Here is a 16,840-nt window from a genome sequence, read left to right as displayed (position 1 = left end):
CGCGACGGTCCCAACAGGGCCGTCTAAAGGAAGCGACTTAAGGGTCGACCCTTGATGCCAGCCAAGCATGGCTGGCGAGGATCGATCAAGAAGGCAATCGCGCCGTCCCCGCTTTCGAGACGCCCCGCTGCCCGCTAATTAACCCTGTCGCGCCTCCCGCCGAATATTTCGTCATTCCGTCATGCAAGCGCGATACCGCATCGCACGCAAGAGCCTGTTTCGGGCATCGTACCGCATCCCCAATATAGGGACGCGGTACCAATTCCGGAATATCCCGTCCGCTCAGGCTTTCGCGCTGAGGTCGTCCGGGCGCTTGTCGATCACATTGTCGATAAGGCCGAAGGACTTGGCGGCCTCCGACGTCATGAAATTGTCGCGCTCCAGCGCGTCTTCGACCGCCTGAAGCGACTGGCCGGTGTGCCTCACGTAGATTTCATTCAGCCGCTTCTTCAGGCTTTCGACTTCCTTGGCGTGGATCAGGATGTCGGTCACCTGACCCTGGAAGCCGCCGGAAGGCTGATGCACCATGATTCGAGCGTTGGGCAGCGCGAAGCGCATGTCCTTCTCGCCGGCGGTCAGCAGCAGCGAGCCCATCGAGGCCGCCTGGCCGATGCACAGCGTCGACACCGCCGGCTTGATGAACTGCATGGTGTCGTAGATCGCGAGGCCCGAGGTCACCACTCCGCCGGGGGAGTTGATGTACATCGAGATTTCCTTCTTCGGGTTCTCGGCTTCGAGGAACAAGAGCTGCGCGACCATCAGGGTCGACATGTTGTCCTCGACCGGGCCGGTCAGGAAAATGATGCGCTCCTTGAGGAGGCGGGAATAGATGTCATAGGAACGCTCGCCCCGATTGGTCTGTTCGACCACCATCGGCACCAGATAGTTCATGTACGTATCGATCGGGTCACGCATCTCAAGGTCCTCGGCGGGCCATCGCCCTTCCTGAAGGGTCGGGCCCATGCCCTCCCCCACGAATCCATCTTTCCAACATAATGAGAAAGCGCGCACCTACCAGCCCGGCGGGCCATAAAGCCGCGGGCGGGGCCGCGTCCCTGTGTACAGAGAGACGCATCCCCGCCCGCGAAACGGCACCGGTGTCGGTCGGGATCAGGCCTTGTCGGCCTCGTCCTCGGCGTAGAGCTCTTCGCGGCTCACCGGCTTCTCGGTCACCTTGGCCTGCTCCAGCAGGAAGTCGACGACCTTCTCCTCGAAGATCGGCGCGCGCAGCGAGGCAAGAGCCTGCGCGTTGCTGCGGTAGAACTCCCACACCTGCTGTTCCTGGCCGGGGAACTGACGGGCACGCTCGACAACGGCGCGGGTCACCTCGTCGTCGGTGACCTGGATATTGTTCTTCTCGCCGATTTCCGCAAGCACGAGGCCGAGGCGCACGCGGCGCTTGGCGATCTTCTCGTAGTCGGCGCGGGCGGCCTCCTCGGTGGTCTCCTCGTCGGCGAAGGTCCGCTTCTGCGCGTCCATCTCCGAGGTCACCTGGTTCCAGATGCCGTCGAATTCCTGCTGGGCGAGGGTCGGGGGCACGTCGAACTGGTGCAGCTCGTCGAGGGCGTCGAGCAGCTTGCGCTTGGCCTTGGCGCGGCTCGCCGAATTGTGCTCCTGCGCGATGCGGCTCTTCACCTGCTCCTTGAGCGCCTCAAGGCTGTCCATGCCGAGCGTCTTGGCGAACTCGTCATCAACGGTCAGTTCGCCGGGCGCCTCGATCTTGGTGGCCTTGGTCTCGAACTCGGCATCCTTGCCGGCGAGGTGCGGGGCCTGATACTCGGCCGGGAACGTCACCTTCACGGTGCGGGTCTCGTCCGCCTTGATGCCGACCAGCTGCTCCTCGAAGCCGGGGATGAAGCTGCCCGAGCCGAGCACCAGCGGCACGTCCTCGGCGCTGCCGCCGTCGAACTTCTCGCCATCGATCGAGCCGACGAAGGAAATGGTCACGCGGTCGCCGTTCTCGGCGGCGCCTTCCTTGTCGCTGAACGGGCGGTTAGCCTCGGCGATCTTGGTGACGGCCTCGTCGACCTCGGCGTCGGTCACGGCGAGGACCGGCTTCTCCAGCGAGATGGTGGAGAAGTCGCCCAGCGTGATCGCCGGCAGCACTTCGAGGTTCACGGTGTAGGACAGGTCAGCCTTGCCCTCGATCACCTCGTTCACGGCCGCCTCGTCCTGCGGCAGCTCGACCTTGGGCTGCATGGCGAGCTTGAAGCCGTTGTCGTCGATGATCTTGGTGTTGGCCTCGTTCACCGCCTGGTCGATGACCTCGGCGAGAACCGACTTGCCATACATGCGCTTGAGATGGGCGACCGGCACCTTGCCGGGGCGGAAGCCGTTGATCCGCACCTTGTCCTTCAGCTCGGTGAGGCGGGCATTGGCCTTGGCGTCGAGTTCGGCGGCCGGCAGCACCACGCGATATTCGCGCTTGAGACCTTCGGCGAGGAGTTCGGTGACCTGCATGTCTTCGGCCTTCGTCTTTAGTGCCGCGGGCGCGGCGTCTAGGAATATCGGTTGCGAGATATCGCGCCGCGCGAGCGTCGCAATCCCCGACGGTGAAATTTCGGTCGGAAGGCGTCGGGCGCCGTGGGGTGTCTGGTGCGGGCGGAGGGACTCGAACCCCCACATCTTGCGACACTGGAACCTAAATCCAGCGCGTCTACCAGTTCCGCCACGCCCGCGAAACACGCCCGCGCCATCGCTCATCGCAACGGCGCACGGGCGCGCGCACCCGAGAAAGATGCCGCCAGCCGGGTGCGGGCTTATAGCACGGCGATGACGCTGCGCCAGTCCAAAATGAGCGCCTTCCCGCACGGTTTCGCGAGGATTGGCGGCGTTTCGCAGCGTCCTCGGCCGGCGGCGCGACGTTGGCGCGGAATCGAGTCGCACTCAGCCCGGAACGCCCAGCTGGGCATAGAGCGCGGCATAGACCGGCCGGAGCGCGTCGATCAGCTCGTCCGCCACCAGCCCCGGCCCGGCCACCCGCGCCGCCTCGCCATGTAGCCACACCGCTGCGCTCGCGGCCTCGAACGGCGCCATTCCCTGGGACAGCAGTCCTCCGGCTATGCCCGCGAGCACATCACCCGCGCCGGCCGTCGCAAGCCAGGGCGGGGCGTTGGCGGCGATCGAGGCCCGCCCGTCCGGCGCGGCGACCACGGTATCGGGACCTTTCAGCACGATCACCGCCCCGACCAGCGCCGCGCCTGCCCGCGCCCGTGCAAGCTTGGACGGTGCCCCGAGCACCTCCTCGTGACCGGCGAAGAGGCGCGCGAACTCGCCGTCATGGGGCGTCAAGATCGCGCCGGGAGAAGCCGCGACGATCGCCGCCAGTTGCTCGGGCTCGCCCTTGAAGCTGGTGATAAGGTCGGCATCAAGCACGAGGCGCCGCTCGCGGGCGACCTCCAGCTTGGCCCGCGTCTCCGCGCCCACACCGGCGCCGGGGCCGAGAATGACGGTAGACAGCCGCCGGTCCTCCAGCAGAGCGGCGAGCCCCGCCGCATCCTCAACCGGGCGCACCATCACGGCGGAGAGGTTGGAAGCATGGATCGCCAGCGCCTCCTGCGGGCAGGCGACCGTCACCAGCCCCGCCCCGGCCCGCAGCGCCGCCCGCGCGGAAAGCCGCGTCGCGCCGGTCGCCTGCGCCGGGCCGGACACCGCGACGAGGTGGCCTCGGTCATATTTATGGCCGTCGACGCGCGGTACCGGGAACGCCCCCTGCCACAGCGCGGGCACGTTCTCGAACGTGCGCGGGCCAATCTCGTCCAGCACGGCGGGCCTGATGCCGATATCGGCGACCGTGACCTTGCCGCAGTGAACCCGACCCGGCAGCAGCAGATGGCCGGGCTTGCGCCGGAAGAAGGTGACGCTCTCCACGGCGCGGATCGCCGCCCCGCGCACGGCGCCGGTGGCGCCGTCGATCCCCGATGGCAGGTCGACCGCGACCACCGGAATACCGCCGGCGTTCACCCGCTCCACCAGTTCCCGCGCCGCGCCATCGAGATCGCGCGCGAGGCCGGCGCCGTAGAGCGCGTCGACGATCACGTCGCCGGCAGGCTCCACCTCCTGCGCGGGCAGCACCGGGCCGCCCCAGCGCGCGGCCATCGCGGCGGCATCGCCCCGCAGCGTCGCTCGCTCGCCGAGCAAGGCGAGCGTGACCCGGTAGCCCTGCCCCGCCAGCAGCCGCGCCGCGACGAAGCCGTCGCCGCCATTGTTTCCCGGTCCGCACAGCACCAGCACGCGCCCGGCCGGTGGACAGCGCAGAGCGGCAGCGCGTGCAACGGCGGCGCCGGCCTTCTCCATGAGGGCAAGGCCGGGCACGCCGCCGGCGATCGTGAGCGCGTCGGCGCGCGCCATTTCCCGTGGGTCGAGCAGTTCCATGCGCTACCATCCCGCCCGCGCCGCGCCTTGCCAACCCCTTGGCGCGCGACCCGTGCCGCGCCAACCCGTCGACAGCTTCAAAACCTACCTTTTTACCGGCGAAGATCGCGCGCAAGTCGAATGCACAAATTTAGCGCGGCGCCAGCGCCGGCCGCCCGGCAAATGTTGCCTAATTTTAGTACAATATGCCCATAAATTCATCTCTGTCGAAAATCCCTTGGGAAAGCGCCGGATTTTCCCTCTCGCAAGAAGCTGATATCGCGCTATTTTCAAGCCGACGAAGACGTTTGGCATGGGTTCTGCTTGATGGCGGCTCGGCTCGACAGGGCGTCGCGGATCGTCGGGTCAGGGAGACGAGATGAAATGAAGAAGATCGAGGCCATCATTAAGCCCTTCAAGCTGGACGAGGTGAAGGAGGCGCTGCAGGAAGTCGGGCTGCAGGGCATCACCGTCACCGAAGCCAAGGGTTTCGGCCGGCAGAAAGGGCACACCGAACTCTATCGCGGTGCCGAATACGTGGTGGATTTCCTGCCCAAGGTGAAGATCGAGGTCGTCGTCGGCGACGAGATGGTGGAAACCGCGATCGATGCCATTCGCCGCGCCGCCCAGACCGGGCGCATCGGCGACGGCAAGATCTTCGTGTCGAATATCGAAGAGGCCATCCGCATCCGCACCGGCGAGTCCGGCGTCGACGCCATCTGAGACGTCGCGGCACCAGCGTCGCGGGCCGCGCGCAAGCGTGGCACGCGCGCCGGGCGCAATGTCGAGACCGGCCCGCTTCCAGAGCGCTGCCGCGGTTCGGGTGAAGCCACCCGGCCGCTGCGGGCCGGATTCCCCAACATCATGACCTGAATGTGCGCGCTGCAACGCGAAAGCGATGCGGCGCGCATGTTGTTCAAACTCCGCCTTGCTCGTATGTTCCGCGCGACGATGCGCGACGCCATTGTCACGCGGCGCACGTCCCGCCATAGGCTTGGGAGTTCACCTGCCCCCGCGGGGCAGAATGACAAGAAAGGCACGACTGAAATGACGACGGCCAAGGACGTAATGAAGCTCATCAAGGAGAACGACGTCAAATACGTTGATCTTCGCTTCACCGATCCCCGCGGAAAGTGGCAGCATGTCACTTTCGACATCACGATGGTCGACGAAGACTTCTTTGCCGAGGGTCAGGCGTTCGACGGCTCGTCCATCGCTGGTTGGAAGGCGATCAACGAATCCGACATGCACCTGCAGCCGGATCTTGAAACCTGCTGTATTGATCCGTTCTTCTCCGAGACCACCCTTGTCGTGGTCTGCGACGTGCTGGAGCCGACCACGGGCGAGCCCTATGGCCGCGACCCGCGCGGCATCGCCAAGAAGGCGGAAGCCTATGTGAAGAGCACCGGCATCGGCGACACCGTGTTCTTCGGCCCCGAGGCTGAATTTTTCATCTTCGACGACGTGCGCTTCAAGGCCGACCCGTACAACACCGGCTTCAAGCTGGATTCGTCGGAACTGCCGACCAACAGCGATACCGAGTACGAAGGCGGCAATCTCGGCCACCGCGTGCGCACCAAGGGCGGCTACTTCCCCGTCCCGCCGGTGGACAGCGCGCAGGACATGCGCGGCGAAATGCTCGCGGCCATGGCCCGCATGGGCGCCAAGGTCGAGAAGCACCACCATGAGGTCGCTTCCGCCCAGCACGAGCTCGGCCTGAAGTTCGGCCCGCTGGTCACGATGGCCGACCACCTGCAGATCTACAAGTACTGCATCCACCAGGTGGCCAACATCTACGGCAAGACCGCGACCTTCATGCCGAAGCCGATCTTTGGCGACAACGGCTCGGGCATGCATGTCCATCAGTCGATCTGGAAGGAAGGCAAGCCTTTGTTTGCCGGCAACAAATATGCCGACCTCTCGGATTACTGCCTGTGGTACATTGGCGGCATCATCAAGCACGCCAAGTCGCTGAACGCCTTCACCAACCCGCTCACCAATTCCTACAAGCGTCTGGTGCCGGGCTATGAGGCCCCCGTGCTGCTCGCCTATTCGGCGCGCAATCGCTCGGCGTCCTGCCGCATCCCCTACACCACCTCGCCGAAGGCCAAGCGTCTTGAGGTCCGCTTCCCCGATCCGGGCGCGAACCCCTACCTCGCCTTCGCCGCGATGCTGATGGCGGGCATGGACGGCATCCTGAACAAGATCGATCCCGGCCAGGCGATGGACAAGGACCTCTACGACCTGCCCCCGCGTGAGCTGAAGAAGATCCCGACGGTGTGCGGCTCGCTGCGCGAAGCGCTGTCCTCGCTCGACAAGGACCGCGACTACCTCAAGAAGGGCGGCGTCTTCGACGACGACTTCATCAACGCCTATATCGACCTCAAGATGACCGAGGTCGCCCGTTTCGAAATGACGCCGCACCCGGTCGAGTTCGAGATGTACTACTCCGTCTGATCCCTTCGGGAGCGGACCTGCGAAAGGGCGCCTTCGGGCGCCCTTTTTGCGTTCGGTTGCAGAGCCTTCGTCCCGATCGGGAACGGCGTCAGCGCGCCCGGCGGTCCTGACGGGGAAACGCGCCAGCTGGGGAGATCGGCACCACCGTGCTCTCCACCGCCTCGAACAGCTCGACGCGATTGCGCCCCAGCGCCTTGGCGCGGTAGAGCGCGATGTCGGCCCGCGCCATCAGCGGCCCCACGCTGTCGGGAAACCCACCGGGCGGCATCTCGCCGCTCGCGACACCGATGCTCACCGTGCCTTCGATGCCGTCCATGCCGAGCCGCTGCGCGCTTTGCCGGAATGCCTGGCGCACACGTTCCGCCCCCATCAGTGCCGCCTCGGCGCTGGCACCCGGCATGAGCACGTCGAACTCCTCCCCGCCGACGCGCGCCACGATGTCGCCGGCGCGTACCGTGGCCCGCAGCACGTCGGCGAACAGCACCAGAAGCCGGTCGCCGCCGGCATGTCCGTGCCGGTCGTTCACCTCCTTGAACCGGTCGAGGTCGAGCGCCAGCAGCGCCACCTGCCCGCCGGGATGGCAAACCTGCACCGATCGCGCCATGAAGCCACGACGGTTCAGCAGCCCGGTCAGTTCGTCGATCATCGAGGCATGGCGCAGATTGAGCTCGCGCCGCTCACGCACCAGCCCGATGACGATGAAGCTCATGATGACAAGGAACGCGATCCATTCATGGGCGTACCAGGCGAGATAAGGGTCGCGCAGCATCATGCCGGTGCGGCTCATGTTCTCGCCGACATTGCCGATGATCACCGGGCGCAGCAGAATCAGCATCATGTGGCCCACGATGAGCGCGATGGCAGCGGTGCGCGCGATCATGCGCTCGGCCCGCCCCCGCCACAGCTCATAGACCGCGCTGCCCATGATCAGCGCCATCAGCCCCGACAGCAGCATGGTGCGGTTGAAAACCGAGTTCTGGAACAGCGGAAACTGGCAGAGCGCGATCCAGAATATCGGCACGACCGCGATCACCAGCCAGAGCGGCGGGCGCCGTTCGAATGAGCGGAAACCGGTCCAGGCACAGAGAGCCGCCAGCAGCACGACGGCATTCGCCAGTTCGATCGAGACGAAATCGGGCAGCGTTCCGCGACCGATCACGCCGCCAATGCCCAGCATCACCAGCAGCAGCGCCCCGCCCCACCAGCCGAGTGCCGCCTCCTCCTGCATGATCAGCCAGGAGAAGAACATGACGCCGGCCAACACCATCATCATGAAGAGGGCGAAGTACCAGACCGTCATCGGATCATAGAACATAACCGACCGCACGCTCCGCCCCCAAAAGGCACGGCTTTGCCGTGCCTCGGCGCCCTCGCCCATCTCGGTCCGCCCGCACGGTGGCCGGTGAGGATCGGCGCTCGATTCCCGCCGGGAGTGACCCGACGCATGATGGATACGCGACCGCGACGCAAAGAAAAAGGCCAGCAACGCTGCAGGGTGGCCGGCCATCGACGAGCGCGCCGCCGCCCCTCGAATCAACCAAACCCTTTCTCCATCGGATAAAATCATCCGAACGATCAGGAAGGCCTCTCGACGATTTCAGTCTCGGCGGCCTCGACGCGATCGCGTCCAGCCGCCTTCGCGGCGTAGAGAGCAGCGTCGGCTCGGCTCAGCAGCAAGTCCAGCCGCGTCTGCGCGGTAACCGGACAGGTCGTCGGCTCCAGCCGCGCGCGAGCGATTCCGATGCTCACCGTCGCCATGAGCCGAGCCCCAGCCTCGCCGGGTTTGAGCCGCGTGCTTTCGTCGCGGAATGCAGCCCGGAATTGCTCGGCGCGGGCACGCGCCGTGGCGAGATCGAGCCCTTTCAGCAGCGCCGCGAATTCCTCGCCGCCCATGCGCCCGATCGCGCCGCGCCCGAGGGCGCTGGCGTGCAGCACCTGCCCGAAGATCCGCAACACGTGGTCGCCGGTCGCGTGGCCGTGACGGTCGTTGATCTGCTTGAAATGATCGATGTCGAGCAGCACCACCGCGATCACGCCCCCGGCATGGCAGGCCGCGATCGCCTGTTCCTGAAAACCGCGCCGGTTCGGCAGGCTGGTCAGCTCGTCGACCTGCGCGGCGCGCCGCAGCTGCAGCTCCGAACGCTCGCGCACCATCAATAGCAGCATGAAGCTCGCCAGCAGCAGGCCGGACATGCCGGTGAGCCCGAACCATGCCGCCGCGCTGGAGCTGATGATCGGTGCGCCATGCACGCTGTCGGCCCCCCACATAAGCACCGCACGCACGAGATGCAGCGCGACCGTGAAGCCCAGCGTGCACCGCATGCCCCAGCGGCCAATCCCGCCATGGCCCTTCACCCGTTCGAGGTCGAGCACCCCCAAAGCGAGCAGCGCTGCCGAGAGCAGCGAGAACACGCTGATGCGGGCAGGCAGCGACTCGACGAAAGCGGGAAAGCTACACAACACCGCCCACAGCACCGGCGCATAGAGCATTTGATGCCACTTCAGCGGCAGCCCGGCGAATTGTCGGATCGCGATCCGCAGCAGGCTATAGCTGACGAACAGCAGCGCGTTGGCGAACAGGATGACCCAGAATTCCGGCAGGCTACCGCGCAGCAGGATACCTACGAGCCCAAGCACCTGAGTCAGAACGCCGAGGCTCCAATACGCAAGCGAGCGCTCGCGCGGGCTGGCGAGCCAGGCGATATTCATCGCGACGGCGGCCAGCACCGCGACCATTGTGACGATGACCCATAAGGTCCAGGGGTCCAATCGCATCGAACAACCGGAGCTCCCCGGTCCCCGCCAACGCCCTCGCGCAAAGCCTTTCGCCCGCTTCACGCAGGGGAGCATAGCGCCGCCAAAGCAAAAGGGGCAGGCCTTGCGGCCTGCCCCTCTCGAATTGACGGTGCAGAAACGATCAGCGCTTCGAGAACTGGAAGCTGCGGCGGGCCTTGGCCTTGCCGTACTTCTTACGCTCGACGACACGCGAGTCGCGGGTCAGGAAGCCACCCTTCTTCAGCGGGCTGCGCAGCTCGGGCTCATAATAGGTGAGCGCGCGAGAGATGCCGTGGCGCAGAGCGCCGGCCTGGCCGGAGAGACCGCCGCCGGAAACCGTGGCGACGATGTCATACTGGCCGACGCGGTTGGCGACGCCGAAGGGCTGGTTGATGATCATGCGCAGCACCGGACGGGCGAAATACACCTCGAGGGTGCGCTCGTTGACGGTGATCTTGCCGGTGCCGGGACGGACCCACACGCGGGCAACCGCGTTCTTGCGCTTGCCGGTGGCGTAGGCGCGGCCGAACTTGTCCAGCTTCTGGACGTGCTTGGGCGCGTCGTCGGCCTGGGTCTTCAGGGCTTCGAGCCCGTCGAGCGACTTGAGCTCGGCCATGTCAGTTCCCCACATTCTTACGGTTGAGCGCAGCGACGTCGAGCACTTCCGGCTGCTGGGCCTCGTGCGGGTGGCTGGCGCCCTTGTAGACACGCAGATTGCCCATCAGCTTGCGGCCGAGCGGGCCACGGGCGAGCATGCGCTCCACGGCCTTCTCCACGACGCGCTCCGGGAAACGGCCTTCGAGGATGAACTTCGCAGTCCGCTCCTTGATGCCGCCGGGGAAGCCGGTGTGGTGGTAATAGACCTTGTCGTCGCGCTTGGCGCCGGTCAGCACCACCTTCTCCGCGTTGATGACGACGATGTTGTCGCCGCAATCGACGTGGGGGGTGTAGGTCGGCTTGTGCTTGCCCTTCAGGCGGGTCGCGATGATGGTCGCGAGACGGCCGACCACGAGGCCGGAGGCGTCGATCACGACCCACTTCTTCACAACATCGGCGGGTTTTGCCGAAAACGTCTTCATGAGACCATTCCATATGCGAGAGACATGCAGCCTCTCGCGGCCGCATTTCACTTAGGGCGGCTTCTACGCGAAGCGGCGCGTAACGTCAATGCGCACATATCCGAAATATATAAGCGAAATCAAATGCTTATAAAGTTGGTATTTTAATACCTTCCAATAGGTGCCTCAAATCGCTCGCGGCGGGATCGAATAGGTGGTCACGGCGTGGGCGTAAAGCGCCTCCTCGCCCGCTTGAGCATAGGGATCGGCGCCGGTCGCAGGCGCGCGAAGGCCCACCTCGCACACGGCGAGCCGCTGGCCGAGCTTGAGCAGGCTGGCATCGGCGATGATCGCGCCCGGCTCCGGCTTGCGCAGGAAGTTGATCGAGAAATTGGTGGTCACCGCCAGCGGCACCGGACCGATGGCGGCGAGGATCGCCGCATAGGCCGCGATGTCGGCGAGCCCCATCATCGCCGGGCCGGAGACCGTGGCGCCGGGGCGCAGATGCTCGTCGCCGGCCTCCAGCTTCAGGCCGATCCCGCCGGCATCGACCCGCACCACCTCATGGGCACGCCCCGGTCCGAAGGCCTGCGGAAACTCCTTCACCAGATAGGCCTGCAATTGTCCGGCATCCATGCGCATCGGCGCGCCTCCCTGTCGTTTTTCGCGGGCGCATTAGGCCGCGCGCCCGGCCCGCGCGCACGCCAATAGTTTTGATGCCCACCGCGCACCATATTGATGGAAACCGCATGTTCGCGCAGGAGAGCTTTCGCATGACCGCTGCCATCGATCACGATCATTATGACGACGACGCCATCGCCGGCTGGCTCGGCCGGGTTCGCACCATCGCGGTGGTCGGCGCCAGTCCCAATCCGGCGCGGCCGAGCCATGGCGTGGCGCGTTACCTCGCCGCGCGCGGCTACCGGGTCATCGCGATCAACCCCGGTCAGGCGGGGCGCGACATTGCCGGCCTGCCGACCTATGCCCGTCTCGCGGATGTTCCCGAGCCGATTGACATGGTGGATGTGTTCCGCGCGCCCGAATATCTGAGCGGGGTGGTCGACGAGGCGCTCGCCCTCTCTCCGCGCCCGAAGCTCATTTGGGGACAGCTCGGCGTGCGCGATGATGCCGCCGCAGCGAAGGCGGAAGCCGCCGGCGTCGCGGTGATCATGGACCGCTGCCCGGCGATCGAGATTCCCCGGCTCGGCATCTCGGCTCCGCTTTGATGCGCAGCCATCACCGGCAAAGCCGCTGAAACGCTGAAAGATGCCCGCGCCGTTGCCCTCCACTCACCGGGAGCTGGCGACCGCACGCCCTTGCATCTGTAGAGATAGGTACTTGCATCACCTTCCGCCGCCATGGTTGCGTGACCGTCGAACAGCCCCGACAGAGGGGACGCGAGGAGGATGCCCATGACCGACACGCCGCACGACACCGCCCACGCACCGGGCTTTTCCACCCTCGCCGTCCATGCCGGCGCGCAGCCGGATCCCACCACCAAGGCGCGGGTGACGCCGATCTACCAGACCACCTCCTTCGTGTTCGAGGATGTCGACCAGGCCGCGGCGTTGTTTGGCCTGCAGGCGTTCGGCAACATCTACACGCGCATCACCAACCCTACGACGGCGGTTCTGGAGGAGCGCGTGGCGGCGCTGGAAGATGGCACCGCCGCGCTGGCGGTGGCGTCCGGCCACGCCGCCCAGCTTCTCACCTTCCAGACCCTGCTGGCGCCAGGCGACGAGTTCATTGCCTCAAACAAGCTCTATGGCGGCTCGGTCAACCAGTTCAACCACGCCTTCAAGAGCTTTGGCTGGAACGTGGTGTGGGCCGATGGCGACGATCCCGAATCCTTCGCCCGCGCGGTCTCCCCGCGCACCAAGGCGATCTTCATCGAATCGATCGCCAATCCCGGCGGCGTGGTCACCGATATCGAGGGAATCTCGAAGGTCGCGCGCCGTGCCGGCGTGCCGCTCATCGTCGACAACACGCTGGCCACCCCCTACCTGATCCGCCCCTTCGAGCACGGCGCCGACATCGTGGTGCATTCGGCGACCAAGTTTCTCGGTGGCCATGGCAACTCGATCGGCGGCATCATCGTCGATGGCGGCACGTTCAACTGGCTGCGCGACGCGCGCTATCCGATGCTGTCGCAGCCGCGCCCGGAATATAATGGCATGGTGCTGGGCGAAGCCTTCGGCAATTTCGCCTTCGCCATCGCCGCCCGCGTGCTCGGCCTGCGCGATCTCGGCCCCGCGCTCTCCCCGTTCAACGCCTTCCTGCTGCTCACCGGCATCGAGACCCTGCCGCTCCGCATGCAGAGGCATTGCGAGAACGCGCGCGCAGTGGCCGGCTTCCTGTCCGACCATCCCAAGGTGGAATGGGTGAGCTATCCCGGCCTGCCAGGCGACCGCTATTACAATCTCGCCCAGCGCTACCTCCCCAAGGGCGCGGGCGCGGTGTTCACCTTCGGCGTGCAGGGCGGCTACGAGGCCGGCGCAGCGGTGGTGTCGCGCGTGCGGCTGTTCTCGCATCTCGCCAATGTCGGCGACACCCGCTCGCTGATCATCCACCCGGCCTCGACCACGCACCGGCAATTGTCGGACGTCCAGAAGACCGCCGCCGGCGCAGGACCGGACGTGATCCGCATCTCGGTCGGCATCGAGGATGTCGCCGACATCATCGCCGATCTGGAACAGGCGCTCGCCGGAATCTGAGCCCGGCCAAACCCTTGGAAAACGAGGCGCGCGGAGCCCTTCCGCGCGCCTTGTCGTTTTCCGCCCGCTCCGCGCCCCGCGAATCGTGAATGAAATATGAGCGCGTCATGCGGGCGGCGCAGGGCTGGAATGCAGTATATTTCCTACTGTTTGGGCAAGGTGTCGAATATATAGGCACCAGGATGATTAATGGACGTGCAGCTGCGATGCGGCCGCGATCCATTGCCTTTAACTGATGGAGACTAAAATGCTGCTCTGGGGCCTTGTTGCCAAGCAGATCCGCCGCTGGCAGGCTTACCGCCGCACCCTTCTCGAGCTGTCGCAGCTCGACGACCGCACCCTTGCCGACATCAACGTGTCGCGCAGCGAGATCGTGCGTGTTGCGCGCCGCGCCGCCGCCGCCGCCTGATCGATCGACGTTACGCCTAGATGTACGGACGGCCCCGGATTTCCGGGGCCGTTTTCGTTTGCGGGCACGGCCGCGTCCACAAGGCATCCCGCCCGGACTGCACAGCTTGTCACGATCCGTGCTAAACGGCCGCTCGTGAATTCGGACCGGAACGGCATGAGCATCGAAACCACCCGCCCCATCCACGTCGTCGGCGGCGGCCTCGCAGGCTCGGAAGCGGCGTGGCAGATCGCCCGGCGCGGCGTGCCCGTGGTGCTGCACGAGATGCGCCCGGAGCGCGGCACCGACGCCCATCAGGGCGACCGGCTAGCGGAGCTGGTCTGCTCGAATTCCTTCCGCTCCGACGACGCGACTTCCAACGCGGTCGGCGTGCTCCACGCCGAGATGCGCCGGCTCGGCTCGCTGATCATGAACTGCGCCGACACGCACCAGATTCCCGCCGGCGGTGCGCTGGCGGTGGATCGCGAGGGCTTCGCGCAGGCCGTCACGGACGCCATCGAGGCCAACCCGCTGATCACGGTCGACCGCCGCGAGGTCGGCGGCCTGCCGCCCGAGGAGTGGGACAGCGTGGTCGTGGCCACCGGCCCCCTCACCTCGCCGGCCCTTGCCGAGGCGATCCGCGCCCGCACCGACGAGACCGCGCTCGCCTTCTTCGACGCCATCGCGCCCATCGTGCATTTCGATTCGATCGACATGAACGTGTGCTGGTTCCAGTCGCGCTACGACAAGGCGGGGCCGGGCGGCACCGGCGCCGACTACATCAACTGCCCGATGGACAAGGCGCAGTACGAGGCCTTCGTGAGCGCGCTGGTCGCCTCCGACACCGTGCCGTTCCGCGAATTCGAGGCCAACACCCCCTATTTCGACGGCTGCCTGCCGATCGAGGTCATGGCCGCGCGCGGCCCCGAAACGCTGCGCCACGGCCCGATGAAGCCAATGGGCCTCACCAACGCCCACAACCCGACCGTGAAGGCCTATGCCGTGGTCCAGCTCCGGCAGGACAACGCGCTCGGCACGCTGTTCAACATGGTCGGCTTCCAGACCAAGACCCGCTACGCCGATCAGGTTCGCCTGTTCCGCATGATTCCGGGGCTGGAGAACGCGGAATTCGCCCGGCTCGGCGGCCTGCACCGCAACACCTATCTCAATTCGCCCAAGCTGCTCGACGCCACGCTGCGCCTGAAGGCCGAGCCGCGCCTGCGCTTCGCCGGCCAGATCACCGGCTGCGAGGGCTATGTCGAGAGCGCGTCGATCGGCCTGCTCGCCGGCCTGTTCGCCAGCTTCGAGCGGCTGGGCCGGCAACTGACGCCCCCGCCCGCCACCTCCGCGCTCGGCGCCCTGCTCGGCCACATCACCGGCGGGCATATCGAAACCGTGGAGCCCGGCCCGCGCTCGTTCCAGCCGATGAACATCAATTTCGGCCTGTTCCCGCCCCTCGTCGCCAATCCGCTGCACGACGAAGACGGCAAGCGGCTCAAGGGCCCGCAGAAGACCGCCGCCAAGAAGCAGGAAATGGCGCGCCGCGCGCTGCGCGACCTCGATGGCTGGGCCGCAGCAGAGGTCGATTCGACCGTCGAGGCAGCGGCGTGAGCGGACAGTTCGAACTGGATACCGTGCTGAAGCGCGATGTCTTCAGCACCATCGAACGCGGCCACTGGCACGACGACGCCGGCCGCGCTTTCCCCGCCGTGCGTCGCCGCTATTCCGACGTGGCGTGGTGGATCAAGCCGCTTGCCCGTCATTTCGCCAAGCGTGAGGCGAAGGCGCTGCGCCGGGCGGAGGGCTCGGGCTACACCGTGCCGGTCTATGCGCTGGAGGAAGGCTGGCTGGTGCGCGGCTGGGTCGACGGCGTGCCGCTGCAGATCGCGCGGCCCTATGGCGACACCGCCTGGTTCGCCTCGGCCCGCAAGGGGCTGCGCGCGGTGCACCGCCGCAACATCGCCCATAACGACCTCGCCAAGCCGCAGAACTGGCTCTACACCGCCGACGGACAGGCGTTGCTGATGGATTTCCAGCTCGCCTTCTGCTTCCGGCGCCGCTCGAAGGCCTTCCGCGTCGCTGCCTATGAGGATATCCGCCACCTTCTCAAGCAGAAGCGCAGCTATTGCCCCGAGGCGCTGACCGCCACTGAAAAGCGCATCCTCGCCCGCAAGACGCTGTTCACCCGCGTCTGGATGGCGACCGGCAAACGCGTCTATAATTTCGTCACCCGTCGCCTGCTGAACTACCACGACACCGAAGGGCGCGGCCCGCGCGCCATGGAGCAGGGCCCCCGCCTCGCGCAGGCGATGGCGGCGGTGCCGGGCGTGCGCGAGGTCCAGATCATGGACTTCCCCACCGCCGGCCACAGCTTCGGCCTCTACGCCTTCGTCGAGGCCGACGATTCGGTCAGCGAGGCGATGCTGCGCGCCGAGATCGCCGGCGCCCTGCCCGATCATCTGCCGCCCGAGCATATCCAGGTGGTCGAGCGCCTGCCGCGCGATGCCGGCGGCGCCGCGAGGGAGGACCTGCTGCGGCTGGTCGCGCTCAACCAGATCGACCAACTCGGCCAGTTCCCAGCGACGCCGGACCAGCAGGCCGCGCTTGACGCCATCCTGCGCGACCGCCGCAACCTGAGCGACCGGGTGCGGCGCAGCCTGTAGCGCCCGGGCCCCGGCAAGCGCCTTAGCGATCCGTTTACGAAGCGTTCATTATAAAAGCCGTGGTTGTCACCCGATCACGGTTGCGCGTTGTCCCATCCCGTACCGTCCCCGCGTCCGACGCAGCGCCCACTGGACTCCGCCCTGGCCGGGCGGCTTTCGGTATGCCTGCTGTTCGCGGCCGGCTGCGCGGTGGGCGCGCTGCTCTATGGCGCGGTGCGCGGCGAACTGCCCTTTGCCGGCACACCGGACCAGCCCGCCGCTCCCGACCTCAACGCCCGCGCCCGCCCTCTCGCACCGCCGCCTTTCGTGATGACCGCGCCCGAGGCGTCCGCGCCGCCGGCATCGCGCGGCAGGCGCTCGACCACCTGGATATGCTCGGGCGGCAGATGATCGGGCAGGGCGCCGGCGATCTCGGCGCGCAGCATCGCCTCG

The 16,840-nt window shown here is 66.5% G+C and carries 16 protein-coding genes and 1 tRNA gene; 7 read left to right on the top strand and 10 right to left on the bottom strand.

What is annotated here, in order from left to right; all coding sequences use genetic code 11:
- Positions 1–282: 282 nt before the first annotated feature.
- From VRZ77_RS17195 to VRZ77_RS17180, 4 genes are all read right to left on the bottom strand, one after another.
- Positions 283–915, bottom strand: a complete 633-nt coding sequence (locus VRZ77_RS17195; protein ID WP_414593831.1) for an ATP-dependent Clp protease proteolytic subunit — start codon at positions 913–915, stop codon at positions 283–285.
- Positions 916–1,110: 195 nt separating this feature from the next.
- A complete protein-coding gene (tig, locus tag VRZ77_RS17190) occupies positions 1,111–2,460 on the bottom strand; it encodes a trigger factor (protein WP_414593830.1) in 1,350 nt (449 codons plus the stop codon).
- A 133-nt stretch (positions 2,461–2,593) separates the two neighbouring features.
- A tRNA-Leu gene (locus tag VRZ77_RS17185) sits at positions 2,594–2,678 on the bottom strand.
- A gap of 208 nt (positions 2,679–2,886) precedes the next feature.
- Positions 2,887–4,374, bottom strand: a complete 1,488-nt coding sequence (locus VRZ77_RS17180) for an NAD(P)H-hydrate dehydratase (RefSeq protein WP_414593829.1) — start codon at positions 4,372–4,374, stop codon at positions 2,887–2,889.
- Between the two features lie 363 nt (positions 4,375–4,737).
- Between VRZ77_RS17180 and VRZ77_RS17175 the strand changes: the two genes are divergently transcribed.
- Entirely contained in the window at positions 4,738–5,076 is a 339-nt protein-coding gene (locus VRZ77_RS17175; RefSeq protein ID WP_213355983.1) for a P-II family nitrogen regulator, read from the top strand.
- Between the two features lie 324 nt (positions 5,077–5,400).
- Positions 5,401–6,810 (top strand): type I glutamate--ammonia ligase, encoded by a 1,410-nt coding sequence (gene glnA, locus VRZ77_RS17170; protein ID WP_414593828.1) that lies wholly within the window; start codon positions 5,401–5,403, stop codon positions 6,808–6,810.
- Between the two features lie 88 nt (positions 6,811–6,898).
- Here the strand turns inward: glnA and VRZ77_RS17165 are convergent, their stop codons facing one another.
- From VRZ77_RS17165 to VRZ77_RS17145, 5 genes are all read right to left on the bottom strand, one after another.
- Positions 6,899–8,125 (bottom strand): GGDEF domain-containing protein, encoded by a 1,227-nt coding sequence (locus VRZ77_RS17165; RefSeq protein WP_414593827.1) that lies wholly within the window; start codon positions 8,123–8,125, stop codon positions 6,899–6,901.
- A 260-nt stretch (positions 8,126–8,385) separates the two neighbouring features.
- Positions 8,386–9,585, bottom strand: coding sequence for a diguanylate cyclase (locus VRZ77_RS17160; protein ID WP_414593826.1), 1,200 nt, complete (start codon positions 9,583–9,585; stop codon positions 8,386–8,388).
- A gap of 142 nt (positions 9,586–9,727) precedes the next feature.
- Positions 9,728–10,201 (bottom strand): 30S ribosomal protein S9, encoded by a 474-nt coding sequence (gene rpsI / locus VRZ77_RS17155; RefSeq protein WP_414593825.1) that lies wholly within the window; start codon positions 10,199–10,201, stop codon positions 9,728–9,730.
- Between the two features lies 1 nt (position 10,202).
- The gene (gene rplM, locus VRZ77_RS17150; RefSeq protein WP_414593824.1) at positions 10,203–10,664 is read right to left on the bottom strand and encodes a 50S ribosomal protein L13; all 462 of its coding nucleotides are present in this window, start codon (positions 10,662–10,664) and stop codon (positions 10,203–10,205) included.
- 165 nt (positions 10,665–10,829) lie between these two features.
- Positions 10,830–11,279, bottom strand: coding sequence for a PaaI family thioesterase (locus tag VRZ77_RS17145; RefSeq protein WP_414593860.1), 450 nt, complete (start codon positions 11,277–11,279; stop codon positions 10,830–10,832).
- Between the two features lie 149 nt (positions 11,280–11,428).
- Here VRZ77_RS17145 and VRZ77_RS17140 point away from each other — a divergent pair, with 149 nt between their 5' ends.
- From VRZ77_RS17140 to VRZ77_RS17120, 5 genes are all read left to right on the top strand, one after another.
- Positions 11,429–11,869, top strand: a complete 441-nt coding sequence (locus tag VRZ77_RS17140) for a CoA-binding protein (protein ID WP_414593859.1) — start codon at positions 11,429–11,431, stop codon at positions 11,867–11,869.
- A 186-nt stretch (positions 11,870–12,055) separates the two neighbouring features.
- The gene (locus VRZ77_RS17135) at positions 12,056–13,357 is read left to right on the top strand and encodes an O-acetylhomoserine aminocarboxypropyltransferase (RefSeq protein ID WP_414593823.1); all 1,302 of its coding nucleotides are present in this window, start codon (positions 12,056–12,058) and stop codon (positions 13,355–13,357) included.
- Between the two features lie 247 nt (positions 13,358–13,604).
- Positions 13,605–13,766 carry a DUF1127 domain-containing protein gene (locus tag VRZ77_RS17130; protein WP_241615986.1) on the top strand — a complete coding sequence of 54 codons (162 nt, stop codon included), beginning with the start codon at positions 13,605–13,607 and terminating at the stop codon, positions 13,764–13,766.
- A gap of 156 nt (positions 13,767–13,922) precedes the next feature.
- Positions 13,923–15,356 (top strand): methylenetetrahydrofolate--tRNA-(uracil(54)-C(5))-methyltransferase (FADH(2)-oxidizing) TrmFO, encoded by a 1,434-nt coding sequence (gene trmFO, locus VRZ77_RS17125; protein ID WP_414593822.1) that lies wholly within the window; start codon positions 13,923–13,925, stop codon positions 15,354–15,356.
- Positions 15,353–16,408 (top strand): serine/threonine protein kinase, encoded by a 1,056-nt coding sequence (locus tag VRZ77_RS17120; RefSeq protein WP_414593821.1) that lies wholly within the window; start codon positions 15,353–15,355, stop codon positions 16,406–16,408. Before trmFO ends, VRZ77_RS17120 begins: the two co-directional genes overlap by 4 nt.
- Before the next feature lie 203 nt (positions 16,409–16,611).
- Here VRZ77_RS17120 and VRZ77_RS17115 read toward each other — a convergent pair.
- On the bottom strand, positions 16,612–16,840 hold a 229-nt coding region (locus VRZ77_RS17115; RefSeq protein WP_414593820.1), incomplete at its 5' end, for a hypothetical protein.

Source organism: Ancylobacter sp. G4_0304 (genome assembly GCF_047501495.1).
Taxonomy (GTDB): Bacteria; Pseudomonadota; Alphaproteobacteria; order Rhizobiales; family Xanthobacteraceae; genus Ancylobacter.
The sequence above is the reverse complement of the archived record's forward strand: the minus strand, read 5'-3'. Positions and strand labels throughout refer to the sequence as shown.